Source organism: Mycobacterium sp. NTMscope_MAC_269 (assembly GCF_976985695.1).
On record NZ_OZ335668.1, the window covers coordinates 3,903,908 to 3,929,382 of the forward strand.

29 protein-coding genes and 1 tRNA gene are annotated in these 25,475 nt (G+C 67.6%); 18 read left to right on the plus strand and 12 right to left on the minus strand.

All coding sequences use genetic code 11. The annotated features are described in order from the left end of the window. Positions 1 to 5: 5 nt before the first annotated feature. Both ACZ50Z_RS18365 and ACZ50Z_RS18370 read left to right on the plus strand, forming a co-directional pair. A complete protein-coding gene (locus ACZ50Z_RS18365; protein WP_464484820.1) occupies positions 6 to 545 on the plus strand; it encodes a phage holin family protein in 540 nt (179 codons plus the stop codon). Next, positions 546 to 1,517, plus strand: a complete 972-nt coding sequence (locus ACZ50Z_RS18370; RefSeq protein WP_464484821.1) for an alpha/beta fold hydrolase — start codon at positions 546 to 548, stop codon at positions 1,515 to 1,517. It abuts the gene before it with no gap. Here ACZ50Z_RS18370 and marP read toward each other — a convergent pair. From marP to nth, 4 genes are read right to left on the minus strand one after another with little or no spacing between them, the layout of a single operon-like run. Next, complete coding sequence (marP, locus tag ACZ50Z_RS18375) at positions 1,510 to 2,703, minus strand: acid resistance serine protease MarP (RefSeq protein WP_464484822.1); 1,194 nt, start codon at positions 2,701 to 2,703, stop codon at positions 1,510 to 1,512. The genes ACZ50Z_RS18370 and marP overlap by 8 nt on opposite strands. A gap of 11 nt (positions 2,704 to 2,714) precedes the next feature. Further along, positions 2,715 to 3,533, minus strand: a complete 819-nt coding sequence (locus ACZ50Z_RS18380) for an NUDIX hydrolase (protein WP_464484823.1) — start codon at positions 3,531 to 3,533, stop codon at positions 2,715 to 2,717. A gap of 29 nt (positions 3,534 to 3,562) precedes the next feature. Then, a complete protein-coding gene (locus tag ACZ50Z_RS18385) occupies positions 3,563 to 4,231 on the minus strand; it encodes a TlpA family protein disulfide reductase (RefSeq protein WP_464484824.1) in 669 nt (222 codons plus the stop codon). A 32-nt stretch (positions 4,232 to 4,263) separates the two neighbouring features. Further along, on the minus strand, positions 4,264 to 4,944 hold the full coding sequence (gene nth / locus ACZ50Z_RS18390) for an endonuclease III (protein ID WP_464486303.1): 681 nt from the start codon (positions 4,942 to 4,944) through the stop codon (positions 4,264 to 4,266). 173 nt (positions 4,945 to 5,117) lie between these two features. On the opposite strand from nth, the gene ACZ50Z_RS18395 reads away from it, so the two are divergent. Further along, positions 5,118 to 5,513 (plus strand): hypothetical protein, encoded by a 396-nt coding sequence (locus ACZ50Z_RS18395; protein ID WP_464484825.1) that lies wholly within the window; start codon positions 5,118 to 5,120, stop codon positions 5,511 to 5,513. Between the two features lie 104 nt (positions 5,514 to 5,617). Beyond that, on the plus strand, positions 5,618 to 6,292 hold the full coding sequence (gene crp / locus ACZ50Z_RS18400) for a cAMP-activated global transcriptional regulator CRP (RefSeq protein WP_007772229.1): 675 nt from the start codon (positions 5,618 to 5,620) through the stop codon (positions 6,290 to 6,292). Positions 6,293 to 6,446: 154 nt separating this feature from the next. On the opposite strand, the gene ACZ50Z_RS18405 is transcribed toward crp, so the two are convergent. The 3 genes from ACZ50Z_RS18405 to ACZ50Z_RS18415 are packed head-to-tail and all read right to left on the minus strand — an operon-like array spanning position 6,447 to position 7,875. Next, a complete protein-coding gene (locus tag ACZ50Z_RS18405; protein WP_464484826.1) occupies positions 6,447 to 7,238 on the minus strand; it encodes an MBL fold metallo-hydrolase in 792 nt (263 codons plus the stop codon). A 5-nt stretch (positions 7,239 to 7,243) separates the two neighbouring features. After that, complete coding sequence (locus ACZ50Z_RS18410; protein WP_464484827.1) at positions 7,244 to 7,711, minus strand: RidA family protein; 468 nt, start codon at positions 7,709 to 7,711, stop codon at positions 7,244 to 7,246. 2 nt (positions 7,712 to 7,713) lie between these two features. Beyond that, positions 7,714 to 7,875 carry a DUF4177 domain-containing protein gene (locus tag ACZ50Z_RS18415; protein WP_008263345.1) on the minus strand — a complete coding sequence of 54 codons (162 nt, stop codon included), beginning with the start codon at positions 7,873 to 7,875 and terminating at the stop codon, positions 7,714 to 7,716. 161 nt (positions 7,876 to 8,036) lie between these two features. Here ACZ50Z_RS18415 and ACZ50Z_RS18420 point away from each other — a divergent pair, with 161 nt between their 5' ends. From ACZ50Z_RS18420 to bagB, 3 genes are read left to right on the plus strand one after another with little or no spacing between them, the layout of a single operon-like run. Next, positions 8,037 to 9,026 (plus strand): IS481 family transposase, encoded by a 990-nt coding sequence (locus ACZ50Z_RS18420; RefSeq protein WP_464484411.1) that lies wholly within the window; start codon positions 8,037 to 8,039, stop codon positions 9,024 to 9,026. Positions 9,027 to 9,035: 9 nt separating this feature from the next. Beyond that, complete coding sequence (gene bagA / locus ACZ50Z_RS18425) at positions 9,036 to 10,055, plus strand: ATPase BagA (protein ID WP_464484828.1); 1,020 nt, start codon at positions 9,036 to 9,038, stop codon at positions 10,053 to 10,055. Beyond that, positions 10,052 to 11,209 carry an ATPase BagB gene (gene bagB, locus ACZ50Z_RS18430; RefSeq protein ID WP_464484829.1) on the plus strand — a complete coding sequence of 386 codons (1,158 nt, stop codon included), beginning with the start codon at positions 10,052 to 10,054 and terminating at the stop codon, positions 11,207 to 11,209. Before bagA ends, bagB begins: the two co-directional genes overlap by 4 nt. Before the next feature lie 76 nt (positions 11,210 to 11,285). Here bagB and ACZ50Z_RS18435 read toward each other — a convergent pair whose 3' ends face one another. Next, positions 11,286 to 11,636: a WhiB family transcriptional regulator gene (locus tag ACZ50Z_RS18435; RefSeq protein ID WP_008263340.1), complete on the minus strand. Its 351-nt coding sequence runs from the start codon at positions 11,634 to 11,636 to the stop codon at positions 11,286 to 11,288. A gap of 351 nt (positions 11,637 to 11,987) precedes the next feature. Here ACZ50Z_RS18435 and ponA2 point away from each other — a divergent pair, with 351 nt between their 5' ends. The 5 genes from ponA2 (at position 11,988) to ACZ50Z_RS18460 (ending at position 17,710) form a co-directional block, all read left to right on the plus strand. Then, positions 11,988 to 14,420, plus strand: a complete 2,433-nt coding sequence (ponA2, locus tag ACZ50Z_RS18440; protein ID WP_464484830.1) for a transglycosylase/D,D-transpeptidase PonA2 — start codon at positions 11,988 to 11,990, stop codon at positions 14,418 to 14,420. A 170-nt stretch (positions 14,421 to 14,590) separates the two neighbouring features. After that, positions 14,591 to 15,526 carry a metallophosphoesterase gene (locus ACZ50Z_RS18445; RefSeq protein WP_464486304.1) on the plus strand — a complete coding sequence of 312 codons (936 nt, stop codon included), beginning with the start codon at positions 14,591 to 14,593 and terminating at the stop codon, positions 15,524 to 15,526. Next, positions 15,523 to 16,638 carry an L-cysteine desulfhydrase Cds1 gene (cds1, locus tag ACZ50Z_RS18450; protein WP_464484831.1) on the plus strand — a complete coding sequence of 372 codons (1,116 nt, stop codon included), beginning with the start codon at positions 15,523 to 15,525 and terminating at the stop codon, positions 16,636 to 16,638. Before ACZ50Z_RS18445 ends, cds1 begins: the two co-directional genes overlap by 4 nt. A gap of 61 nt (positions 16,639 to 16,699) precedes the next feature. Then, positions 16,700 to 16,776 (plus strand) — tRNA-Pro (locus tag ACZ50Z_RS18455). A 244-nt stretch (positions 16,777 to 17,020) separates the two neighbouring features. After that, positions 17,021 to 17,710, plus strand: coding sequence for a GAF and ANTAR domain-containing protein (locus tag ACZ50Z_RS18460; protein WP_464484832.1), 690 nt, complete (start codon positions 17,021 to 17,023; stop codon positions 17,708 to 17,710). Positions 17,711 to 17,764: 54 nt separating this feature from the next. On the opposite strand, the gene ACZ50Z_RS18465 is transcribed toward ACZ50Z_RS18460, so the two are convergent. Together ACZ50Z_RS18465 and ACZ50Z_RS18470 are read right to left on the minus strand one after the other, a co-directional pair. Continuing rightward, positions 17,765 to 18,394 (minus strand): restriction endonuclease, encoded by a 630-nt coding sequence (locus tag ACZ50Z_RS18465; RefSeq protein ID WP_464484833.1) that lies wholly within the window; start codon positions 18,392 to 18,394, stop codon positions 17,765 to 17,767. 122 nt (positions 18,395 to 18,516) lie between these two features. After that, entirely contained in the window at positions 18,517 to 18,819 is a 303-nt protein-coding gene (locus ACZ50Z_RS18470) for a DUF4193 domain-containing protein (protein WP_464484834.1), read from the minus strand. Positions 18,820 to 19,133: 314 nt separating this feature from the next. Here ACZ50Z_RS18470 and ACZ50Z_RS18475 point away from each other — a divergent pair, with 314 nt between their 5' ends. Then, the gene (locus ACZ50Z_RS18475; RefSeq protein WP_464484835.1) at positions 19,134 to 19,829 is read left to right on the plus strand and encodes an HAD family hydrolase; all 696 of its coding nucleotides are present in this window, start codon (positions 19,134 to 19,136) and stop codon (positions 19,827 to 19,829) included. On the opposite strand, the gene ACZ50Z_RS18480 is transcribed toward ACZ50Z_RS18475, so the two are convergent. Both ACZ50Z_RS18480 and ACZ50Z_RS18485 read right to left on the minus strand, forming a co-directional pair. Continuing rightward, entirely contained in the window at positions 19,830 to 20,330 is a 501-nt protein-coding gene (locus tag ACZ50Z_RS18480; protein WP_464484836.1) for a DUF6328 family protein, read from the minus strand. Between the two features lie 20 nt (positions 20,331 to 20,350). Further along, a complete protein-coding gene (locus tag ACZ50Z_RS18485; protein WP_008263316.1) occupies positions 20,351 to 20,719 on the minus strand; it encodes an STAS domain-containing protein in 369 nt (122 codons plus the stop codon). A 169-nt stretch (positions 20,720 to 20,888) separates the two neighbouring features. On the opposite strand from ACZ50Z_RS18485, the gene ACZ50Z_RS18490 reads away from it, so the two are divergent. Genes ACZ50Z_RS18490 through ACZ50Z_RS18510 form a run of 5 tightly spaced genes read left to right on the plus strand, consistent with a single transcriptional unit; the run spans position 20,889 to position 25,444 of the window. Next, a complete protein-coding gene (locus tag ACZ50Z_RS18490) occupies positions 20,889 to 21,791 on the plus strand; it encodes an STAS domain-containing protein (RefSeq protein WP_464484837.1) in 903 nt (300 codons plus the stop codon). A gap of 22 nt (positions 21,792 to 21,813) precedes the next feature. Beyond that, positions 21,814 to 22,203 carry an STAS domain-containing protein gene (locus ACZ50Z_RS18495; RefSeq protein ID WP_464484838.1) on the plus strand — a complete coding sequence of 130 codons (390 nt, stop codon included), beginning with the start codon at positions 21,814 to 21,816 and terminating at the stop codon, positions 22,201 to 22,203. Then, positions 22,193 to 22,603: an anti-sigma regulatory factor gene (locus ACZ50Z_RS18500; RefSeq protein WP_464486305.1), complete on the plus strand. Its 411-nt coding sequence runs from the start codon at positions 22,193 to 22,195 to the stop codon at positions 22,601 to 22,603. The genes ACZ50Z_RS18495 and ACZ50Z_RS18500 overlap by 11 nt, the downstream gene beginning before the upstream one ends. Further along, positions 22,596 to 23,222, plus strand: a complete 627-nt coding sequence (locus tag ACZ50Z_RS18505) for a SpoIIE family protein phosphatase (protein WP_464484839.1) — start codon at positions 22,596 to 22,598, stop codon at positions 23,220 to 23,222. Before ACZ50Z_RS18500 ends, ACZ50Z_RS18505 begins: the two co-directional genes overlap by 8 nt. After that, positions 23,219 to 25,444 carry a SpoIIE family protein phosphatase gene (locus ACZ50Z_RS18510; RefSeq protein WP_464484840.1) on the plus strand — a complete coding sequence of 742 codons (2,226 nt, stop codon included), beginning with the start codon at positions 23,219 to 23,221 and terminating at the stop codon, positions 25,442 to 25,444. Before ACZ50Z_RS18505 ends, ACZ50Z_RS18510 begins: the two co-directional genes overlap by 4 nt. The last annotated feature ends 31 nt before the right edge of the window (positions 25,445 to 25,475 follow it).

Sequence of the window (25,475 nt, forward strand, 5' to 3'; positions counted from 1 at the left end):
GGTCTGTGAGCAAAGCCGATGGCAAGAACGGTGTGCCCAGCACGCTGACCACGATCCCGTTGACCGACCCGCACGCCAAGCCCGCCGAGTCGTCGATCGGCGACCTGATCAAGGATGCGACGACCCAGGTTTCCACGCTGGTGCGCGCCGAAGTCGAACTGGCCCGGGCCGAAATTACCCGCGACGTCAAAAAAGGGCTCACCGGTAGCGTTTTCTTCATCGCCGCGCTGGTGGTGCTGTTTTACTCCACCTTCTTTTTCTTCTTCTTCGTCGCCGAATTGCTCGACACGTGGCTGTGGCGCTGGGTGTCCTACCTGATCGTCTTCGGGGTCATGGTGTTCGTCGGCGCCGCGCTGGCCCTGCTGGGCTTCCTCAAGGTCCGCCGGATTCGCGGGCCGCGCCAGACGATCGAATCGGTCAAGGAGACCCGTACGGCGCTCACGCCGGGCCATGACAAGGCCGCCGGACCGCAATTCCAGGCCAAGGAACTCGCCCAGTCCCACGGCAGGCACGCCAAGCGGGGCGACGATGCCTCGGGTGGGTAGATGGCGCCGCCGGATCCGTCGGTAACCCGCATCGACGGGCCGTGGCGCCACGTGGATGTGCACGCCAACGGCATCCGTTTTCACGTCGTCGAGGCCGTTGGGGCCCGCGATGCCGGCGGCCTGCCGCCGACGGCGCGGCCGTTGGTGATGCTGCTGCACGGATTCGGCTCGTTTTGGTGGTCCTGGCGCCATCAGCTGCGCGGCCTGGCCGGTGCGCGCGTGGTCGCGGTCGACCTGCGCGGCTACGGTGGCAGCGACAAGCCGCCCCGCGGGTACGACGGCTGGACGCTGGCCGGGGACACGGCCGGACTCATCCGCGCGCTCGGGCACTCCTCGGCGACGTTGGTCGGCCACGCCGACGGCGGGCTGGCCTGCTGGGCGACCGCGCTGCTGCATTCGCGGCTGGTGTCGGCCATCGCCCTGATCAGCTCCCCACACCCGGCGGCGTTGCGGCGATCCACGTTGACGCGACGCGACCAGGGTTATGCGCTGCTGCAGACGTTGCTGCCCTACCAAGTGCCGTGGTGGCCCGAGCGCCTGCTGACCCGCGACAACGGGGTCGAGATCGAGCGCCTGGTCCGCAGCCGTAGCTGCGGGAAATGGCTTGCATCCGAGGACTTTTCCGAGACCATCGGCCATCTGCGGACGGTGATACAGATCCCGGGGGCCGCGCACTGCGCACTGGAATACCAGCGCTGGGCGGCGCGCAGCCAGCTGCGCGACGAAGGCCGGCGGTTCATGAGGTCGATGTGTCAGCAGCTCAGTGTGCCGCTGTTGCACCTACGCGGTGAGGCGGATCCCTACGTGCTGGCCGATCCGGTCGATCGGACCCAGCGTTATGCGCCGCAGGGACGCTACGTATCCATCGCGGGCGCAGGGCATTTCAGCCACGAAGAGGCCCCCGAGGAAGTCAACAGGCACCTGACGAGGTTCCTCGACCAGGTGCACGGGTCCCGCGCCAGGCTCAACTGACGCAGGACCCGGTGCCCACCATCTGCGTGTCACCGATCTTGGCGAGCTGTCCGGCCACCTCGTCGGCGGTCAGCACGAAGCCGGTGTCGGGGTCGTCGACCGCCGCGCCGAACACCACACCGAGCACGTGGCCGTCGAGATCGATCAACGGTCCGCCCGAATTGCCTTGCTCCACACCGGCTCTGATGGTGTAGACGTCGCGGGTGACCGGCGCCGGGTCCCGGTAAATGTCGGGCCCGCTCAACTTGATCAGCTCCCGGATCCTGGCCGGGGTCGCGGTGAAATTGCCCCCGCCCGGATAACCCAGCACGACGACGCTGGCGCCCGTTTTCGCCTCGCTCTGCGCGAACGGCAGCGGGGGCGGCGGCAAGTTGGGGACCGCCAGGATCGCGATGTCGACCGACGGATCATAGGACACCACGGTGGCGTCGAGGGGGTTGCCGCTGGCGTAGATCTGAACGCTGTTGGAACCGGCCACCACGTGGGCATTGGTCATCACCCGGTCGGGCGCGATCACGAATCCACTGCCCTCCAACACTTTCTGGCAACTGGGCGCCAGGCTACGCACCTTGACCACGCTGGGGGCGGTGGCCTGCACCACCGGATTGCTGGCCAGCTCGGGGTCGGGAGAGGCGACCGGGATGACCGGGGTGCGGCTGAACGGCTCCAGCACCGCGGGCAGCCCGGATGTGTTGAGCAGCGCGGACAGTCGCTTGGGCACCGTCTGGAGCCACGGTGGTGCGACCTCGTTGACCTGAGCCAACACTCGCGAACCCCGGACCGCGGCCGCCAGCTCCGGCTGGTCCTTCGACTGCGTCAGCGGCGTCGCCAACAGCCACGCGGCGGTCAGCACCACGACGAGCTGGACTCCGACCCCGATGACCGAGTCGAGGGTCCGGATGGAGCGGCTGCGGATTGCGCCCCGAACGGCGCGTCCCAACACCACGCCTGCGACCTCGCCGATGACGACGAGCGCGAGGATCAAAAACAGTGCGGCAAACAATTTGGCGCGCGGCGCGGCGATGTGGCTGACGAGGTGGGGCGCCAGTAACACCCCTGCGATCGCGCCGAGCAGCACCCCCACGAACGAGAGCAGCGAACCCAGCGCCCCTGACCGCCAGCCCGACACCGCCGCGATGAAGGCGACCGCCAGTACGGCGATATCCAGCCACTGCGACGGGGTCATCGAGTTCATGTTCATCGCGGCGGCTCACCCCGTTCACCGACCAGCGCCATCGCCGCGTCCAACTCCCGCTCGTCGGCGGTGTCCCACGGCCGCGCCCAGCCGGCGACGTCGAGCAGTGCGGAGATCACCTGGCCGGTGAATCCCCAGACCAGCATCTCGTTGAGCAGAAACGCCGGCCCGGCCCACCGGCGGCCGAGGTCGCCGCGGTACACCATCAACCGGTTTTCCGGATTGATGAAGGCGCGCACCGGAACTCGCGCCACGATCGCCGTCTCGGCCTCGTTGACGACGGCGACCGAGCCGGGATCCGGCGAGTACGCCAACACCGGAACGACGTGAAACTGCGAGGGCGCGATGAACATCCGTTCCATGGTGGCCAGGGGATGAAGCCTGCTGACGTCGATGCCGGTTTCCTCGTGAGCCTCGCGCAGCGCGGTGGCCACCGGGCCGTCGTCGGTGGGGTCGGCGGCGCCGCCGGGGAACGCCGCCTGGCCGGCGTGGTGGCGCAAGGTCGACGCCCGCACGGTGACCAACAGGTCGGCGTCGTCGGGCGGGCCGCCGCCGGGCGATCCGGATTGCGGGCCGGAGAACAGCACCAGGACAGCGGCTTCGCGGGCACCTCCGCGCAGGGCGGTGACCGCCGACGCGGCCTTGGTGGTGATCATCGCCAGCACGTCGGCGGGCAGCCGGCGCCGGGCGGCATCGGGGATGTCGTCGACACTGTCGACCAGCGGACGCAGCCAGGGTGGGCAGGCGTCAGGCGTCAGCGGAACGGTCCCGCGCGCGGGAGCGGGGTCCCCATTCCGCAGGGGCGAACCCCCAGCACTCACGGCCCCTCCAGTCGGTTCAATTTTTCCGCTTATCCCCTGTCGGTTCCGATCGCCGCCGCGATCTCGTCGGCAGTGGTGAAGGCTCGCGGCAGCGTCTGCGCAACGCTACCGTCCGGCCGCAGAACCACCGTCGCGGGCATCACATTTACCACCCGCAGCGCGGCCGCGACCCGGCGACGACCGTCCTGCAGGGTCGGCAGCCGAACGCCGAGCTCGGCCAGCCGCAGCAGGGCGGCGGTCTCGTTCTCGTCCTGATGCACCGTCACCACCGTCACGTCCGAACCGGCCCGTCGTTGATACTCGGCCATCGCGGGCAATTCGGCGGCGCACGGCGCGCACCAATACGCCCAAAAGTTGAGGACCACCCGGCGCCCGGCCACCGCGCTCGCCACATCGACAACCGACCCGTCGGCGGCGCACTCGGCCGTCACACCGCGCAGCGCCTCGGGGCCGGGACCGCTTCCGGCGCCGGGACACGGCGGCAGTCCGGCCCGTTGCCGCGGGCCCGCCAGCGCCGCGGGGGTATCGGCGTCGCGGTGTTCCCGGTCCGCGGCTGTCTGGTCGCCACGACCGCCCCCCGGCGGGGCGGGCTGGTCGCGCAGCTGCGCCACCAGCGCCGCGATCAGCGCCACCACCACCGCCAGAATCGCGATGTGCCAGCGAGCCTTCCGGGTGAGCGTCGGCCTCCAGATCGGCATGCGGTCCCCGTGCGAGTCGGTTCCGCCGCGGGCTACAGCCCGGCCAGCGCGAGCAGGTGCTCGGTTTCCGGGCCCTTCACCAGCGGCGCGGCCAACGGCGCCTCGGTGGGCCCCAGGCCGAAGGACGGGCAATCCTTGGCGATCAGGCAGACGCCGCATGCGGGTTTGCGCGCGTGGCACACCCGGCGGCCGTGGAAGATCACCCGGTGGCTCAGCATGGTCCACTCACTGCGCTCGATGAGCTCGCCGACGGAGTGTTCGATTTTGACCGGGTCCTTGTCCGCGGTCCAGCGCCACCGGTGCACCAGCCGCGCGAAATGCGTATCCACGGTGATGCCGGGGACCCCGAACGCGTTCCCCAGGATCACGTTTGCGGTCTTGCGTCCCACACCGGGCAGGCTGACCAGCTCGCCGATGCTCGACGGCACCTCGCCGTCGAACCGTTCCACCAGCGCCTGGCCGAGGCCGATCAGCGAGGACGCCTTGTTACGGAAAAAGCCGGTCGGGCGGATCAGGGTTTCCAGTTCGGCGCGGTCGGCCTGGGCGTAATCCAGCGCGGACGGATACCGCTTGAACAGCGCAGGCGTCGTCAGATTGACCCGCTTGTCGGTGCTCTGCGCGGACAGGATGGTGGCGACCGTCAGCTCCAGCGGCGTGGTGAAGTCCAGCTCGCAGTGCGCGTCCGGAAACGCTTGTGCCAGCGCACGATTCATGCGGCGCGCCCGTCGTACCAAGGCGACTCGGGATTCCTGCGACCAGCGCCGCGCCTCGTCGTCGCCGGGCTGGGCCGGCGTTGATTTCGAGCGCCCGGACGACTTTGCCACTGTCACCTACGACAGAGTACTGATTTCGTGATCTCGCCGAGACCTCGTGTTGATGCAAGGCCATGTTTACTCTTCGTGTGTCATGGTTGCTGGTAGCCGGGGTTCCGGCGCTGCTGATGCTGGCGGCGCTAGGTCTGGGGCGGCTCGAATCCGAGCTCACCCATGATCCCCTGGCGGTGGCCGATGTCGACGAATTCCTCGAGCGCGCGGGGGGCGTCGATATGCACACGCTGGCCTCCGAGGGCATGCCCGAGGCGCTCGAATACCTGCATCGACGCGAGCTCGAGCAACTGCCCGGCCCCGTTTCGACGGGGCGCAACGCCGGGCCGCGCCACGCCGCGCCGTCGTTTGCGATCGGCTTCGTTGACCGCGATGAGATGACGCTGCCGACGCGGATCCACGGCCATTCGCACGTCAATCCGCAATTTAGGGCACCTCGACACGCCAATCGTGTGTAGCGTTGGCACGTTAGACACAATGGCGTTCCTCTAGACTCGTCACGCGAGCAAGGGATCAGCCTGCCCGTATCACACTAATTTTCTGGGAAAGTTGAAGAGGCAACGTGGACGAGATCCTGGCAAGGGCAGGAATCTTCCAAGGGGTTGAGCCCGGCGCGGTCACAGCACTGACCAAGCAGCTGCAACCCGTCGACTTCCCCCGCGGACACACAGTCTTCGCCGAGGGGGAACCGGGGGATCGGCTCTACATCATCGTCGCGGGGAAAGTGAAGATCGGTCGCCGCTCGCCCGATGGACGCGAGAACCTGCTGACGATCATGGGCCCGTCGGACATGTTCGGTGAGTTATCGATCTTCGACCCGGGTCCGCGGACGTCCAGCGCCACCACCATCACCGAGGTGCGTGCGGTGTCGATGGACCGCGACGCCCTGCGGGCGTGGATCGCCGATCGCCCCGAGATCGCCGAGCAGTTGCTGCGCGTGCTGGCCCGACGGCTGCGCCGCACCAACAACAACCTTGCCGATCTCATCTTCACCGACGTGCCCGGTCGGGTGGCCAAGCAGCTGCTGCAGCTCGCTCAGCGTTTCGGCACCCAAGAGGGCGGCGCCATGCGGGTCACCCACGACCTGACGCAGGAGGAGATCGCCCAGCTGGTGGGGGCTTCCCGGGAAACGGTGAATAAGGCCCTGGCCGATTTCGCCCACCGCGGCTGGATTCGCCTCGAGGGCAAGAGCGTGTTGATCTCGGACTCCGAGCGGCTCGCGCGCCGAGCGAGGTAAGCGCGCGCGAAGCGCGGGCGCGACCGAGCGAGAATCCAACGCCGAGCGAGGTAAGCGCGCGCCCTTTGGCCCGCGAACGTAACGTGGCTGCGATTTCCGGCGCTCACTTTCGCAATGCCGTTACGCTCGCGAACGCTGGCCGGGCGAGCTCGCGCTAGCCGCGCAGGTGATTCAGCTGTACCTGCACCGACCATTCGGCGGCATCCCACAGCTTCTCGTCGACGTCGACGTAGACGTGCTCGACGATCTGGCGCGCACCCGCGTCCTCGCCGAGCTCGCGCAGCGCGGATCGCACCTGCTCGAGTCGCTCATGCCGGTGCGCGATGTATCCCCGCGTGACGGCGTCCAGGTCGGGCAGGTCCGGCCCGTGCCCGGGCAGCACCGTGCGGTGGCCCAGCCCGCGCAGCCGGTGCAGCGATTCCAGATAGTCGGTGAGGTTGCCGTCTTCGGAGTCCATGACGGTGGTGCCGCGTCCCAGGACCGTGTCGGCGGTCAGCACGGCATCGTCGAGCACGAAGGACAGCGAATCGGCGGTGTGACCGGGGGTCGCCATGACTTTGATCTTGAGGCCTGCCGCATCGATCACCTCGCCGTCGACCAGCTCGCCGCCAAGCCCGCGCAGAAAGCCGCTGCCCGCCGACCGGACCGTCGCGCCGGTGCGCTCGACGAGCTTGTCGATGCCGTCGGTGTGGTCGCCGTGCCGGTGACTGATCAGCACCAAACTGATGCGGCCCAGCGCGGCGACCCGCGCGATGTGCTCGTCGTCGTCGGGCCCGGGATCCACGATGACCAGCTCGTCGCTCCGCGGGCCGCGCAGCACCCACGTGTTGGTGCCCTCCAGCGTCATCAGGCCCGGGTTGTCGGCCAACAGGACCGAGACCGTGTCGGTGACCGCCCGCAACCTGCCGTATGCGGGGTGGCTCAGCGACTCGGCAACCTCGGTCACGGCCCTCAGCCGACCTCGACGATCAGCTCCACTTCCACCGGCGCGTCCAGTGGCAGCTCGGAGACGCCGACCGCCGAACGCGCGTGCGCGCCCCGATCGCCGAACACCTCGGCGAGCAGGTCGGAGGCCCCGTTGATGACGCTCGGCTGGCCGTTGAAACCGGGCACCGAGGCGACGAACCCGACCACCTTTACCACCCGGGTCACCGAATCGATGCCCACCAGGGAGTCGACCGCCGCCAGCGCGTTGAGCGCGCAGATCCGCGCCAGCGCCTTGCCCTCGTCCGGGGTGACCTGTGCGCCGAGCTTCCCGGTGCCCGCCAGCTTTCCGGCGTGCATCGGCAGTTGGCCCGCGGTGTAGACCAGATCGCCCGTGCGTACCGCCGGCACGTAGGAGGCCAGCGGCGCAACCACTTCGGGCAGCGCGAGGCCCAGTTCCCCGAGTCGGGCCTTCCAGGACGGCTGGGCGCTCATCTCTACTTGGGGCGTTTGAGGTAAGCGACGTGCTGTTCGCCGGTCGGGCCGTTCAGTACGGACACCAGCTCCCAGCCGTCGGCCCCCCACTGGTCGAGGATCTGTTTGGTGGCGTGCGTCAGCAACGGGACGGTGACGTACTCCCAGGCGGTCGGTTGGCTCATGCGGCGAGCTTATCGGTCGGAGGTGAACCGCTTCGGCTAGCCCGGCCGGGCTAGCTGTACTGACCACGGACGTTGGTGACGGCGTGGCGTGGTGACATGACGAAGACCTCCGAGTGAAGTGCGAGCTGTCTAGGAACGCACTCATCACCTCGGAGGTCTTCGTGTCCCACCGTAATGCCCCTTTGTCTGAAACCGGACGCCTGCGCTTGGCCCGTTGTGTTGTCGATGATGGCTGGACTTTGCGGCGAGCTGCTGAACGCTTCCAGGTCTCGGTGACCACGGCGGCTCGCTGGGCCGGTCGTTACCGCGAGCTTGGTGATGCGGGGATGGTCGACCGCAGTTCACGACCCCATCGCAGCCCGCATCAGACCCCGACCCGTACCGAGCGGCGCATCATCAAAGTCCGCACGATACGGCGCTGGGGCCCGGCCCGCATCGGCTATCTGCTGGGGTTGCACCCCTCCACGGTGCATCGGGTGCTCACCCGCTACGGGCTGGCCAAACTGCGTTGGCTGGACCGTCCCACCGGGCGGGTGGTACGCCGGATGGAGTCGGCCCGGCCCGGCGAGCTGGTCCATGTCGATGTCAAGAAGTTGGGCAGGATCCCTGCCGGCGGTGGGTGGCGCTTGCTGGGCCGATCAGCGGGCCGACGCCATTCTCGCGCTGACAAAAGCAGCGGCAAATCAGCTATGGACCGCGACGGACGGCGGGGCTACCACTTCGTGCACACCGCCATCGATGCACACTCGCGACTGGCCTACAGCGAACTGCTCGCCGATGAACGCAAGGAGACCGCCGCCCAGTTTTGGTCACGAGCTAACACATGGTTCCAACAGCGCGGAATCACCGTGCGAAACGTGTTGACCGACAACGGGTCCTGCTATCGCTCCCACGCATTCCGTGAGGCGCTCGTTGACATCGAGCATCGCCGGACCCGGCCATACCGGCCACAAACCAACGGCAAGGTGGAACGCTTTCACCGCACCCTGGCCGATGAGTGGGCCTATGCCCGGCTCTACACCAGCGACGCCGAACGTTGCGACGAATTCCCCCGATGGCTACACACCTACAATCACCACCGCGGCCACACAGCACTCGGCGGCCAACCACCCGCGACCCGCGTACCTAACCTCTCAGGTCAGTACAGCTAGCATGCGAAGGTGGCAACCACATCGAGCGGCGGTAGCGCCGTCGGCTGGCCGGCGCGCTTGACCAAGGCCCGCTTACATTTCGTGACCGGCAAAGGCGGTACGGGCAAGTCGACGATCGCGGCGGCGCTGGCGCTGACGCTGGCCGCCGGGGGCCGCAAGGTCCTGCTCGTGGAAGTCGAGGGCCGCCAAGGGATTGCGCAACTCTTCGACGTCCCTCCCCTGCCGTATCAGGAGGTGAAGATCGCGACCGCCGAGCGCGGCGGTCAGGTCAACGCCCTGGCGATCGACATCGAGGCCGCGTTCCTGGAATACCTCGACATGTTCTACAACCTGGGCATCGCGGGCCGCGCGATGCGCCGCATCGGCGCGATCGAATTCGCGACGACCATCGCACCCGGCCTGCGCGACGTGCTGCTCACCGGAAAGATCAAAGAGACGGTGATCCGCGACGACAAGAACCGGCTCCCGGTTTACGACGCGATCGTCGTCGACGCCCCTCCGACGGGACGTATCGCACGCTTCCTGGATGTCACCAAGGCCGTCTCCGATCTGGCCAAGGGCGGCCCGGTGCACTCGCAGGCCGACGGCGTGGTGAAGCTGCTGCACTCCGAGCAGACCGCCATCCACCTGGTCACCCTGCTGGAGGCGCTGCCGGTCCAAGAGACACTCGAAGCCATCGAGGAGCTCGCCGACATGCAGCTGCCGATCGGCAGCGTGATCGTGAACCGCAACATTCCGTCCTACCTGCAGCAGGCGGATCTGGCGAAGGCCGCCGAGGGCGACGTGGACGCCGACTCGGTGCGGGCCGGACTGGAAAAGTCTGGAATCACGTTGAACGACAACGACTTCGCCGGGCTGCTGACCGAGACCATCGAGCATGCCACGGTGATCGCCACGCGCTCCGAGATCGCCCAACAGCTCGACGCGTTGAAGGTGCCACGGCTACAACTTCCCGCGATCTCTGACGGCGTCGACCTGGGTAGCCTTTACGAACTGTCGGAATCGCTTGCACAGCAGGGAGTTCAATGAGCACCACACCGAAACCGCTTGATATGGCCGCTATCCTGGCCGACACATCCAACCGGGTGGTGGTGTGCTGCGGTGCGGGCGGCGTGGGCAAGACCACCACCGCTGCCGCGATCGCTCTGCGCGCCGCCGAATACGGCCGCAACGTCTGCGTGTTGACGATCGACCCGGCCAAGCGGCTGGCGCAGGCGCTGGGGGTCAACGACCTCGGCAACACGCCGCAGCGCGTCCCGCTTGCGGCAGAGGTTGCCGGCGAGCTGCACGCGATGATGCTCGACATGCGGCGCACCTTCGACGAAATGGTGGTCCAGTACTCCGGACCCGGTCGCGCACAAGCGATTCTGGACAACCAGTTCTATCAGACCGTCGCCAGTTCGCTTGCGGGCACGCAGGAATACATGGCGATGGAGAAGCTGGGTCAGCTGCTGGCCGAGGATCGCTGGGACCTGGTGGTCGTCGACACCCCGCCGTCGCGCAACGCGCTCGACTTCCTGGACGCGCCGAAGCGACTGGGCAGCTTCATGGACAGCCGATTGTGGCGTCTACTGCTCGCACCGGGCCGTGGCATCGGCCGGTTGGTCACCGGCGCAATGGGTTTGGCCATGAAGGCGATGTCGACGATCCTGGGTTCACAGATGCTCGGCGACGCCGCGGCGTTCGTGCAGTCGCTGGACGCCACCTTCGGTGGCTTCCGGGAGAAGGCGGATCGCACGTATGCGCTGCTGAAAAGGCGTGGCACGCAATTCGTTGTGGTGTCGGCGGCCGAGCCCGACGCGTTGCGCGAGGCGTCCTTCTTCGTCGACCGGCTATCGCAGGAAGGGATGCCGCTGGCCGGGCTGGTCTTGAACCGCACGCATCCAACGTTGTGCTCCCTGCCGGCCGAGCGGGCGATCGACGCCACCGAGATGCTGGAACAGGAGGGCGATTCCGACGCCGCGTCGCTGGCCGCGGCCGTATTGCGGATTCATGCCGACCGCGCGCAGACCGCCAAGCGGGAAGTCCGATTGCTGTCCCGATTCACCGGAGCCAATCCGCACGTCCCGGTCGTCGGCGTCCCGTCGCTGCCGTTTGACGTTTCGGATCTGGAAGCGCTGCGGGCACTCGCCGACCAGATCACTTCGGTCGGTGACGATGCGGGCCGGGCAGCGGCCCGCTGAGGAACCGACCCGTCCGGCCACGCCGCTCAAGGCGCATCCCAATAGCGGGTTGAGCCGTCAGCGCTGCGGCGCCGGGTCAGCCCGCGGTGCGGCTTCTGCTCTTGTCGAAGAAGTCCGCCCAGGACACCACCTCGGGGTGCTGCTTGAGCAGCGCGCGGCGTTGCCGCTCGGTCATCCCGCCCCACACCCCGAACTCGACCTTGTTGTCCAGCGCGTCTGCCGCGCACTCCTGCATCACCGGGCAGTGCCGGCAGATCACTGCCGCCTTGCGCTGAGCCGCCCCGCGGACAAACAGTTCGTCGGGATCGGTGGTGCGACACAGCGCCTTCGAGACCCAAGCGATTCGTTCTTCAGCATCGACACTGCGGAGTACACCTTGTGCGGCTGCAATGTTTGTCCTACGCGCCGCCGGCCGTATTGGTGACACGAACGTTCCCTTTCCCTACCGGCCGCCCGTCACGGCCGCCCTCCTTGGGTGCAGATCCAACCCTGCGATCTACGCCTCACCATGTACATCGGTGTTACCTGAATCTCACCGTGTGTCTAAGTTAGGTGGTCAGGTGCCAATTGCGCAACAGTCCGATAACGCTTTTTTTGGGACGAGCGTGCCGTCTCGTACAAAAAATCGGCCGGCGAAGTGATCTTGCACACTGGGCTACCCGTCTGACCTGTGACGCAACCGCAAATTTTCGACGCGCGCCCGGGGCGCGCGGGCACCGAAATTTTTGCCTGAAGTTGCAGCGTGGCGGCGTGACTGGGGGCCGCTACTGTAGTACCCATGTCAGACCGCCCCCCGGCCGCGCTCACGATTTTGAAGCTCGCGGGGTTCTGTTTGTTGGCCAGTGTCGTCGCCACCGCCCTCCTGTTTCCCGTCGCCGGTGGCATAGGACTGGTGTCCAATCGGGCGTCGGAAGTGGTCGCCAACGGCTCCGCGCAGCTGCTCGAGGGCGAGGTACCGGCGGTGACGACGATGGTCGACACCAAGGGCAACACGATCGCGTGGCTGTATTCGCAACGCCGGTTCGAGGTGCCCAGCGACAAGATCGCCAACACGATGAAGCTGGCGATCGTCTCCATCGAGGACAAGCGGTTCGCCGACCACAACGGGGTGGACTGGAAGGGCACCCTGACCGGGCTGGCGGGTTACGCGCGCGGTGACGTGGACACCCGCGGGGGTTCGACCATCGAGCAGCAGTACATCAAGAACTACCAGTTGCTGGTCACCGCGAAGACCGACGCGGAGAAGCGTGCGGCGGTGGAAACCACGCCGGCGCGCAAGCTGCGCGAGATCCGGATGGCGCTGACACTGGACAAGACCTTCACCAAGCCCGAGATCCTGACCCGCTACCTGAACCTGGTTTCGTTCGGCAACAACTCGTTCGGGGTGCAGGACGCCGCCCAGACCTACTTCGGCATCAACGCCGCCGACTTGAACTGGCAGCAGGCGGCGCTGCTGGCCGGCATGGTGCAATCGACCAGCGCGCTCAACCCGTACACCAACCCCGAGGGCGCTCTCGCCCGGCGAAACCTGGTGCTGGACACCATGATCGAAAACATCCCGCAGGAAGCCGAGGCGCTGCAGGCCGCCAAGGCCGCGCCGCTGGGCATCCTGCCGCAGCCCAACGAGCTGCCCCGTGGCTGCATCGCGGCGGGCGATCGGGCGTTCTTCTGCGACTACGTGCAGGAGTACCTCTCCCGGGCCGGGATCAGTAAGGAGCAGGTGGCCCGGGGCGGCTATCTGATCAAGACGACGCTGGACCCGGACGTGCAGCTCCCGGTCAAGTCGGCCATCGACAAGTTCGCCAGCTCCACGCTGCCGGGCATCTCGAGCGTGATGAGCGTGATCCAGCCCGGCAAGACATCGCACAAGGTGATGGCGATGGCCAGCAACCGCACCTACGGGCTGGACGTGGACGCCGGTCAAACCATGCGTCCGCAGCCCTTCTCCCTGGTCGGCGACGGCGCCGGATCGGTCTTCAAGATCTTCACCACGGCCGCGGCCCTGGACATGGGGATGGGCATCAACGCCACCCTCGAGGTGCCGGGCCGATTCCAGGCGAAAGGCATGGGTAGCGGCGGGGCCAAGGGCTGCCCGAAGGACAACTGGTGCGTGGTCAACGCCGGTAACTACCGCGGGTCGATGAACGTGACCGACGCGTTGGCCACGTCGCCGAACACCGCCTTCGCCAAGCTGATCCAGCAGGTCGGCGTGACGCGCACGGTAGACATGGCGATCAAACTCGGGTTGCGGTCCTACGCCGATCCGGGCACCGCCCGCGACTACAACCCCGACAGCAACGAGAGCCTGGCCGACTTCGTCAAGCGGCAGAACATCGGCTCGTTCACCCTGGGCCCGATCGAGGTGAACGCACTGGAACTGTCCAACGTCGCGGCCACGCTCGCCTCGGGCGGCACCTGGTGCCCGCCGAACCCGATCGACAAGCTGGTCGACCGCAAGGGCAATGAGGTCGCGGTGACGACCGAGACCTGCGATCAGGTCGTCCCCGAGGGTCTGGCCAACACCCTGGCCAACGCGATGAGCAAGGACGCGTTGGGCGGTGGGACGGCGGCCGGCTCGGCCGGCGCGGCGGGCTGGGATCTGCCGATGTCCGGCAAGACGGGCACCACCGAAGCCCACCGTTCGTCGGGCTTCGTCGGCTTCACCAACCACTACGCGGCGGCCAACTACATCTACGACGACTCCACGAACCCCACGGATTTGTGTTCGTCCCCGTTGCGGCACTGCGGCGAGGGCGACCTGTACGGCGGTAACGAGCCCGCGCGCACGTGGTTCACCGCGATGAAGCCGATCGCCACCAACTTCGGGCCGGTGCAGCTGCCGCCCACGGACCCGCGCTACGTCGACGGTTCACCCGGGTCGCGGGTGCCGAGTGTGGCGGGCCTGGACATCGACGCGGCGCGCCAGCGCATCAAGGAGGCGGGCTTCCAGGTCGCCGACCAGAACAACTTCGTCAACAGCAGCGCAAAGCAGGGCGAGGTGGTCGGCACGACACCAAGCGGCGCAACGATTCCGGGCTCGATCATCACCATTCAGGTCAGCAACGGCATTCCGCCCGCCCCGCCGCCACCGCCCGAGGGGGCGCCGGTGCCGGTCGGCTCGCAGGTCGTCGAGATCCCGGGGCTGCCGCCGATCACCATCCCCCTGATGGCGCCGCCACCGCCGGCCCCGCCCGGCGCGCCGCCCCCGTAAGCCCCGCTTCGCGGCCGCATCGTCCTACGGCGAGGCGTGACGCACGAGATACGCTGCCGGTCCGCGACCGGCAGTAGGCTGCCACCATGGCTGATGCTCAAGTCCCGATTGCCCGGCTCCTCCCCGGGCCGCCTCGCGGCCCGCATCGTCGCCGAGCCGTGCCCGTCCTGATGCGTGCCGGCGCCGCCACGCTCGCGTCGACCGTCGCCGGCCTCGGCTATGCCGCGATCATCGAGCGCAACGCCTTCGTCCTGCGCGAGATCACGATGCCGGTACTGAGCCCGGGCTCCACCCCGCTGCGCGTGCTGCACATCAGTGACCTCCACATGACGCCGGGCCAGCGGCGCAAACAAGCGTGGCTGCGAGAGCTGGCCGGCTGGGAGCCGGACCTGGTGGTCAACACCGGCGACAACCTGGCCCACCCGAAGGCCGTCCCCGCGGTCGTCCAGGCCCTGGGTGACTTGCTCTCGCGCCCGGGGGTCTTCGTGTTCGGCAGCAACGACTACTTCGGGCCGCGCCTGAAGAACCCGATCAACTACGTGACCAACCCGTCGCACCGGGTGCGCGGCGAGCCGCTGCCCTGGCAGGACCTGCGTGCGGCGTTCACCGAACGCGGCTGGCTCGACCTCACCCACACTCGGCGCGAGTTCGAGGTGGCGGGGCTGCACGTCGCGGCCGCGGGCGTGGACGATCCGCACCTCGACCGGGACCGCTACGACACCGTCGCGGGGCCGGCCAGTCCGGCGGCGAACCTGCGGCTGGGGCTGACGCATTCCCCGGAGCCCCGGGTGCTGGACCGCTTCGCCGCCGACGGCTATCAACTGGTAATGGCCGGGCACACCCACGGCGGCCAGGTCTGCCTGCCGTTCTACGGCGCCCTGGTGACCAACTGCGGCCTGGACCGCTCGCGCGCGAAGGGGCCGTCGCGGTGGGGCGCGCACATGCAGTTGCACGTCTCCGCGGGGATGGGAACCTCACCGTTCGCGCCGGTGCGGTTCTGCTGTCGGCCGGAGGCGACCATGCTGACGTTGATCGCCACCCCGATGGGCGACCGCGACGCGGCCAGTGACCTGAGCCGTTCGCAGCCAACAGCTTCGGTGCGTTGACCGACGGGAGCCGGATCGCGGTCCGCAGCCGATCACGCTGCTGGACAGACGAAGCGATCCGGTTGATCCACGCCGACGCCCGTCGCAGCGCCGACACCCACCTGCTGCGCTATCCGCTGCCATCGGCGTGGGGCACCAGCGCCGACATCGCGCTGTACCTCAAGGACGAGACGACACACATCACCGGCAGTCTCAAGCACCGGTTGGCCCGCTCGCTGTTTCTCTACGCGCTGTGCAACGGCTGGATCGACGAGGGCACCACCGTGGTCGAGGCGTCGTCGGGGTCGACGGCGGTGTCGGAGGCCTATTTCGCGGCCCTGCTGGGCTTGCCGTTCGTCGCGGTGATGCCCGCGGCGACGAGCGCGTCGAAGGTGGCGCTGATCGAAGGCCACGGCGGCCGTTGCCATTTCGTGCAGAGTGCCAGCGAGGTGTACGCGGAGGCCGAGCACGTCGCCCGCGAAACCGGCGGGCACTACCTCGACCAGTTCACCAACGCCGAACGCGCCACCGACTGGCGGGGCAACAACAACATCGCCGAGTCGATCTTCGAGCAGATGCGCGAGGAACGCTTTCCCATTCCGGAATGGATCGTGGTCGGCGCCGGCACCGGCGGAACCAGCGCCACGATCGGGCGCTACATCCGGTATCGGCGCCACGCCACCCGGTTGTGCGTCGTCGACCCCGAGAACTCCGCCTTCTTCCCCGCCTACGCCCACGGGCGGGACGACCTAAACGACGTAGTGATGCCCGGCTCGTCGCGGATCGAGGGCATCGGGCGCCCGCGGGTAGAGCCATCGTTTCTCCCCGGCGTGGTCGACCGCATGGTGGCCGTCCCGGACGCGGCCTCGGTCGCGGCCGCTCGCCATGTCAGCGCGGTTTTGGGGCGTCGGGTGGGGCCTTCCACGGGCACCAACGTGTGGGGCGCGTTCGGCCTGCTCGCCGAGATGGTCGCCGAGGGCCGCAGCGGTTCGGTGGTGACGCTGCTCGCCGACAGCGGCGACCGTTACCGCGACACCTACTTCAGCGACGACTGGGTCGCGGCGCAGGGACTGGACCCGACGGGCCCGGCCGCGGCGCTGCTGGAATTCGAGCGTTCGTGCTCGTGGAAGTGACGTGGCGCACCGCGGTTTGGCCAGCCGATGGCCCGGTGCGATAGGCTGTCGGAGCTTCAGGCGGGGTGTGGCGCAGCTTGGTAGCGCGCTTCGTTCGGGACGAAGAGGCCGTGGGTTCGAATCCCGCCACCCCGACCAGTCAGGTATCGCTCATCCGCTGCCCTGCGGGTCATCGCCGGGCCGGATCATCTGCCCGGGCCGGTGTCGGGCGCAATCGCCCAAAACCCGGCCGATATAGTGCATCTCACCGTAATGCTGAGCAGACAGCATTGACATTCGTCGCCGTCATAACTGACACATGATCGCCTCGCGAGACCGCAGGCTGCTGGAACGGCGCGGGATTTTGCCTGTAACCGGTCTCGACGCACGAAGGCGATATTCATTGACCAATTTTGACGATTTCACCCTGCTCACCGACGTTCTGCGCGACATCTATTCGGCGGACGCGGCCGACTTCCCTCAGGTGCTCGATGAGCTGACCAGGGCTGCGGCGCGTTGGGTGCCCGGGGCGCAGGAGGCGGGGATCACCGTCACCAGCCGGCACAACGAGGTCAGCACCCCCTCGGTCACCGACGACTGCGCCAGGTTGCTCGACGAGTTCCAGCAACGCCACCTCGAGGGGCCGTGCGTGCACGCCGCGTGGACCCGCAAGGTCGTCATCATCAACGACCTCGGTACCGACTCGCGTTGGCCGAAGTATCAGGCCGACGCGCTCGCGCACACGCCGGTTCGCAGCGTCCTGTCGTTGCCGATGTACGCCGACGAGCTCAGCATGGGAGCGCTGAACTTCTATGCCGAACGCCCGCACGCGTTTTCCGACGACTCTCGCCGGGTGGCCGCCGTCTTCGCCACGCTGGGCGCCCTGGCGTGGAGCAACGTCGTGCGCACCCAACAGTTCAGGGAAGCCCTGAGCACCCGCGACAAGATCGGGCAGGCCAAAGGCATCCTGATGGAGCGCTATGACCTCGATGACCACACGGCGTTCAACACGCTGATCAAACTGTCGCAGAGCATGAACACCCCGTTGCGCGATATCGCGCGCCGGGTCATCGAGGACGCAACGCGGCGCTGAGGCGAACGCATCGGCGCCATCGAATCCTCTGCGAGCCAGGGTATCTCGCGGGTTCTACCGATTTCCGGCGCCGCTGCCCGGCGTGACGCCGGGCGCGCGGCGAGGGTCTCGCGCAGGGATGGGCGCCACCCGCGTCCAGTTCTGCAGTTGCGTGCGCGCTACCAGACGGCATTGGTGGGTGTTGGCCAACTGCCGTGCCGCCTTGGTGAACGTCTGGTTGGTCACCACGACCGTCCGATTGCAGCCGTGATGGCGCGACCCGGAGACGACCTGTTGCACCGCGGCGATGCCGACGGCCTTGCCCAGCCTTTTGCATTGCACCGCCATGCGGATGCCGTCCTTCTTGGCGATGAGGTCCACGCCGTAGTCGCCGGTGCTCGCCGTGGGCGTGACGCCGTAGCCGGCGACGCGCAGCTGCGCGGCGACGAATTCCTCGAACTCGGTGCCCGACATTCGATCGATCGCCCGCAGTCCGGATTTCGCGTATTTGAGGTCGCGGCGACGGTGCGCGTCGGCCAGATGGCGGTCCCGCTGCACCGAAAGCCACCACAGGACGGCGACCGCGAGCGCGAGCCCGGCGAGGCCGGCCAGGAATCCCGCCGGCGGGCTGCCGGTGGCCTTCTGCGTGAAATACCAAGGGAGAGCTAACCCCGGCAAGAGGAGCGACCCGAGAACCTTCTCCATGACTCCTCAACGTGCCGTTCGCGCCGACGCAGACTTGTCCGTGAACCTAGTTCAAGGCCCTGACATTTCGGCGCAGGCGCGAGGCAGCGCTGCCGCGCGGCCGAAGGGGAAGTTATCGGCCGTCAGGCGCAGTCGGCGCAGACCGGGAGGCCGGAGCTGGAGCGACGCAACCGGCTGCGGTGCTGCACCAAAAAGCAGCTCGAGCAGGTGAACTCGTCGGAGCGCTGGGGGATCACGGTCACCGTCAGCTCCTCTGAGGACAGGTCGGCGCCGGGCAGCTCGAAGAAGTGCACATCATTGGGGTCTTCGTCGACCACGGTGGTGCCGGTCCCGTGCAGGGTCGGTGCCAGCTCGCGCAGCGAGGACTTGTCCTGGGTGTCGTTGTCGGATACACGGCGTGCGTCGTAGTCAGTGGTGGTCGCCATCGGAGTTCCTCCCTGCTCTCAAACGGGCTGACGCACTTTCCTGTACTCACCCGTGGCGCAGGCAGTACCCCGTTCACGCACGCCCTACACCAATCCGGGGAAAGAAATTTCGGCCGCGCTACGCTTCCGTTCCCGCGCCAGGAGGTCTGCTCCGCGGATCGGGCCTCACCGACCGGGCGGCACCCGCGAGAACCGCTGAGCGCCAGCGCTATTGGCACGGAAGGGGAGCCGAAAGCCGCTGCGGTTTCGCGGTTCTCCGCCAGGCCTGGCGGCTGGCTGGTGTCAGCGCGCCCCGGCATGGGTATGCCCGCCACATGACGTTGCGACCGGACGCCGGCGGCGCACCCGCCGTTCTGTTCGACGTCGACGGAACCCTGGTGGATTCCAACTACCTGCACGTCCACGCGTGGCAGCGCGCGTTCGAGGACGAAGGCATCGTGGTGGCGTCGTGGCAGATCCACCGCTGCATCGGCATGGACGGCTCGAGGCTGGTGCGGACGCTGTCAGATGACGCGCCGGATGACGTGCAGGAGCGCCTCAGCGACAAGCACAGCCGGTACTACCGCGAGATCACCGCGCTGCTGGAACCGTTGCCCGGAGCGCGCGCGTTGCTGCGCCGCGTCGCCGAGCTGGGATTGCAGGTCGTGCTCGCCAGTTCGGCGCCCGAGGACGAGTTGGAGATCTTGCGCAAGGTGCTCGATTGCGATGACGTGATCTCCGAGACGACGTCGTCGCGCGACGTCGACACCGCCAAACCCGAGCCGGGCATCGTGCGGGTCGCGCTGGACCGGGCCCGGGTGGATGCCGGGCACGCCGTGTTCGTTGGCGACGCGGTATGGGACGCGCATGCCGCGACGGGCGCGCACGTGCCGTGCATCGGGCTGCTCAGCGGCGGCATCGCCCGCGCGGAGCTGCAGGAGGCCGGGGCCGACCCGATCTTCGCCGACCCGCAAGACCTGCTCGACCACCTGGAAACCACCCGGATCGCCGAGCTGGCGTCCGGCGGCTGACTACATTCCATGCGTGCGCAGCGACAGGGGTAACGCCCACCAGAAGATGGCAAACAGCCCCAGTGCGCACGCTCCGGCGATGAACCCCACCGTCGCCCCGGCCACCGCGACAAAGATGATGACCGTCACCCCGGTCAGCGCCGCGCCCAGCAACGCCAGCCCGGCGTAGGCACACCGGTGCGCGGCCGACACCAGCGCCTGGAGGCGGTGCCGCCTGAACAGCAGCCGGTGAATGGCGACCGGGGCGATCAGCAGCACCGTTGCGCCCACCGAACAACCCACCGTCGCCAAATACACGATCCGCATCGGCCCGGTGAGAACGTCGAAGCGCTGCTGGAACGGCAGTGTCAACAAGAACCCGGTGAGCAGCTGGACGCCGGTCTGCACCACGCGCAGCTCCTGCAGCAGGCTGTTCCAATTGCGGTCCAGCCGTTCGATTTCGGTTTCACCGCGCTGGCTGCGGTCCCATCGCTGATCGTCTTCCGGATGATCGACACCCATGGCGCGCGGCGGCCCGGTGGCTAGCCGTTGAGTTTGCCGTCCCGCACCGCGGTCAGCGCGTCATCGAGCGTCGGATACAGCGGGAAGGTCTTGTCCAGACCGGTCAAATGAATCGGCCGCCGGGTGGCCGGGCCGCGCGCGACCACGCCGAACCCGGTGTCCTTGCCCAGCTTCTCGTACGTCGCGGCCAGGATCTTCAGCCCGACCGAACCGAGGAACTCCACCGCCGAGAGATCGATGACCAATGCGGTGGGACTTTCCGCGACGACCGCGCCGATGGCCTGTTCCAGCGCAGGAGCCGTGACCAAATCGATTTCGCCGCTGACACTGACCACGGAAACGCCGTCGTGGTCCTCAACCAACGTGGTAATCGAATCAGGAGCTGACAATGGCAATCCTTTGTCCTGGGCCTTGGGTGCCTAAGCGTGGTTCAACCCTAGCCTGCGTTACGAACTGCGAGAAGAATATGCCCTCTACACGTGCCCCGCGACAACCCAGGCTAGTCTCGCAAAAAGGAACTGCAGACCGCAGGGCGTGACCGGTCATTCGGGAGGCCAGATGTCAGATTCGCCGTCGGATTTCAACAGTACCGGCACCACAGCGCAAGTCGTCGGCATTTCCAGCGAGGGGCTGTTGCCCCAGCTCGTCCAGCACCTGCGGCGCAATCGGACCGTCCTGAGGGAGGAATGGGCCCGCCGCATCACCGAGGCCGAGCTGCTCACCGCGATGACCCCCGAGGAACTCTTCTCCGAAGCGACGGCCGTCTACGACAACTACGTCGAGGTGCTCGAGACCGGTAGCGTCGAGGCGCTGCAGGCCTACGCCCGCGACCTGTCCGAACGCATCATCCCGCGGGGCGTGGAAACCGACGAGGTCGTCGGCATCGTCCTGCTGCTCCGCGACGTGCTGGCGCGCTCGCTGTTCGAGAAGTACCAGGCCGAGTTCGAGATGCTCAACCGGGTGCTGGACGCCTACGAACCGGCCGCCAACCGGATCGCCAACACCGTGGCCGTCAGCTTCGTGCAGGAACGTGAGCGCATCATCCGCCAGCAGCAGGAGGCGATCCGGGAACTCTCCACCCCGGTGCTGCAGGTGCGTGAGCAGTTGCTGATCCTGCCGATCATCGGCGTGCTGGACAGCCAGCGCGCCCGCCAGGTCACCGAACAGCTACTGCGCGCCATCCGCGCGAACCGCGCGAAGGTGGTGGTCATCGACATCACCGGTGTACCGACCATCGACTCGACGGTGGCCAACCACCTGGTGCAGACCGTCGACGCGTCGGGGTTGATGGGCGCCAGCGTGATCATCACCGGCCTGTCCTCCGAAATTGCGCTGACGCTGGTGACGATCGGCCTGGACCTGTCGAAGATGAACGCGGTCGGTGACCTGCAGGGCGGTATCGAGGAAGCCGAGCGACTGCTGGGTTACGAGGTGACTCGTACCGGCGAGCAGACCGGGTGACAGTTAGGAACGCGAGCGCCGCATGCCAGTACCGATCCTGAAGCAGGGTTCGATCCTCATCGCCTCGGTGCAGGCCGCGCTGTCCGACTCCGACGCCGAACGGCTGCGCTACGACCTGATGGAGCGCGTCAGCCGGTTCCGCGCGCAGGGCATCATCGTCGACGTCACCGCGATCGACGTCATGGATTCCTTCGCGGCCCGGTCGCTGCGCACGATCGCGCACATGACCCGGCTGCGCGGCGCCGACACGGTGATCGTCGGCCTGCAGCCGGAGGTGGCCTTCGCGATGGTCCAGCTCGGTCTGGCCTTCGACGACATGAACACCGCTCTGGACCTCGAAGAGGGCCTGTCCCTGCTGAATCGTCAACTGACACAGCGGAAACCGACGATCGGGCGCGATGGTGGCGGCTGATATCGTCGTCGCCATCGACAATCCCGACGACATCGTCGACGCCCGCAAGGCGGGACACCAGCTCGCCCTTGACTTGGGATTCTCGCTGACCGACGTCACGATGATCGCCACGGCGATCTCGGAAATCGCCCGCAATATCACCAGCTACGCCGGCCGCGGCTCGGTCCGGGTCGGGGTGGCCGACCGGGAAGGCCGCAAGGCGCTGGTGGTGCGCGCGGAGGATCAGGGGCCCGGGATCGTCGACATCGAACGCGCGATGGAAGACGGATATTCGACCGGCCGCGGACTGGGGATGGGGCTACCGGGCGCGCGCCGGCTGATGGACCGGTTGGTGGTCGAATCCACGGTCGGTCAGGGCACCGTGATCGAAATGTGGAAATGGGTCCCACCCCGTGCATGAAAGCGGCCGGTTCGGACCCATCGAGTGGGCGAGGGCGGGCCGCCCATTGCCCAGCGAGTACACCTCCGGCGATCGTGGTATCGCCGTCGACATCGACGGGCGGGCGGCGCTGTTCGGCGTATTGGACGGCCTCGGCCACGGGCCTGCCGCCGCGGAGGCCGCGCTGCGCGCCATCGATGCGGTCCACCGCGCCCGTTCCGAGCGGATCGAGGTTTTGATTCAGCTCTGCCACCGAGTGTTGACCGGCACCCGTGGAGTCGCAATGACGTTGGCGCGGTTGGATTTTGCCGCCAACACGCTGACGTGGACCGGTGTCGGCAACGTCTCTGCCGATCTGGTGGCCAAGGCACCGACCGGAATCACCATCCGCTCCAGCACACGCCTCACCGCGGGCATCGTCGGCTACCGCATACCCGAAATCAGGCCCGCGCAGGTAGTTTCGATTCGCCCCGGCGACCTACTCGTGATGAGAACCGATGGAATCGCCGAAGATTGCCTGGACCACATCGACTTCGCGGCCCCCGCTGCGGCCATCGCCGAGGAACTTCTCGGCAAGCACGCCAAGGAATCCGACGATGCGATGGTGCTGACCGCACGTCACAGGGGGGCCTCGACATGAGCGACCACATCTCCACGTACAGCTTCCACGCCCAGTACGCCGCCGCGTTGCGCGCCTACTTGGACACCCGCGACGAGGCCAGTCTGGCGATCGGCTACGAGCTCGGTCGCACGGCCCTGCAGGATCAAGTCAGCCTGCTCGAAATCGTCGAGAACCACGTCCGGCTGGTTTTCGAGATCGCCAAAGACGTGCGCATAGATGGGCCGATCGCGCTGGAATTCCTGCTGCAGCTGCTGGTTCCCCTTGACGTTGCCATGCGCGGCTTCATCGACGGCAACAAGCGCTACGCGGAACAGCGGGCTCGCGCCGAGGGGCTGGCCGACCGCGACAAATTCCGCAACGCACTGGTGAATTCGCTGCAGGAGGGGTTTTTCGTCGCAGACCACGAGGGCTCCGTGATCGAAATGAACAGCGCCTTCATCGACATCATCGGGTTTCCCAACGAGGGTTTGCCCTATCGGTGGCCGCACCCGTGGCTGGTCGACACCAAGACCGCGGCCGAGCAGATAGGCCTGGTGCTCAACCACGGCAGGGCCGACTACGAAACGCCGATCCGCCACGGCGACGGGCATCTCGCCTGGGTGAAGGTGAGCATCAACGCGGTCAAGGAATCCGGCAGCGACCGCGACGCCTACGTCGGGACCGTTCGAGACATCACCGCGGAACGCGCCTTCGCCGCGCGCGAGAGCGCGGTGTTGCGTCTGGCCACCGCGGTAGCGGTGGCCAAGAGCGTGGACGAGCTGCTGTCGATCACGCTCGACGAATGCCGCGCGGCAATCGACGCACAACGCGTGGTCGCGGTGATGTGGCCCGGCGGCGACGGCGACCCCGCGGTCCACTCCGCGGGCGAACCCCGGGAAACGTCGTGGCGGAAGCTGGATCCGTGGTTGCGTCACACCTTCGCCGACGCGCGTCAGCAACTACCGTTGACGGCGAAAACCGTTGAGTCGCCCGGTCATCCGGGTAAGGCGCAGGGATTGGTCGCGGTGCTCTCGGGCACCGGGGACCTCGCCCTGTGGCTGGAGCTGCGCACACCTCGCTGGGTCAGCGGCGAAGACCGCCTGCTGGTCACCGTGTTGATCAGCCACCTCAGTCTGGCCATGCAGCACGTCCGTCAGTTCGAGAGCGCGCGCGAGACGTCGTTGACATTGCAGCGTGCCATGCTCCCGCCGGTCCAACCGCCGCCGGGTTTCACGGTGCGCTACGAACCCGCGGTGTTGCCGTTGGAGATCGGTGGCGACTGGTATGACGTGCTACCGATCGGAGATCACCGCATCGGCATCGTCGTCGGCGACTGCGTCGGTCGCGGCCTGCCGGCCGCCGCCATCATGGGACAGCTCCGCAGTTCCGCGCGAGCGCTGTTGATCAACGGCGCCGAGCCCGCGGTGCTGCTCGATCAACTCGACTCGGCGGCTTCGCTCATCCCGAATGCCTACTGCACCACCGTCTTTCTCGCGATCCTGGACACCGAAACCGGCGTCTTGCAGTACAGCAACGCCGGGCACATGCCCGCCGTGCTCACCGGGCCCGAGCCCGGGACGACGACTCTATTGACTGACGCGGCCTCGGTCCCGCTCGCGGTCCGCCGCGATGAGCCGCGGCCGCAGACCACCCAGGTGCTGCCGCCCGGCTCGACCCTGATGCTGTTCACCGACGGGCTGGTGGAACGCAAGCACGAGTCGATCGATGACGGAATCGCCCGTGCTGCAGATGTTCTGGCGCAGACGATGCCATTGCCGCTGGACGCCGTCGCCGATGAGATGCTGCGCGAACTGGCGCCGGAGGGCGGGTACGACGACGACGTGGCGATGGTGATCTACCGCCACCACCAGACGCCGCTGCGCATCGAAAGTGACGCCACCGCAGATCAATTGGTTCGCATCCGGCACCGCCTCGCGGACTGGCTGCGCGCCGCCCACATCACCGGTGAGCTGGCCGCCGACATCGTGTTGGTCGTCAACGAAGCCTGCACCAATTGCGTCGAGCACGCCTACCGGGGATTCGTCGCCGGGACCATGGTGGTCGAGGCCAGCCTCGACGACGGCGAAGTACACACCCGGATCACCGATTACGGTTCGTGGAAGACGCCGGCCGCCAACCCCGTCAACGGCGGGCGCGGCTTACCGCTGATCCAAGCGCTCAGCCATGCGACGGAACTCGAGGCCGCGGCCACCGGCACCACCGTCGACATCACCTTCCGATTGCCGACCGATTCCGGCTAGTGGGCAGCCAAAAGTGTTGCGGCGCCGTTTG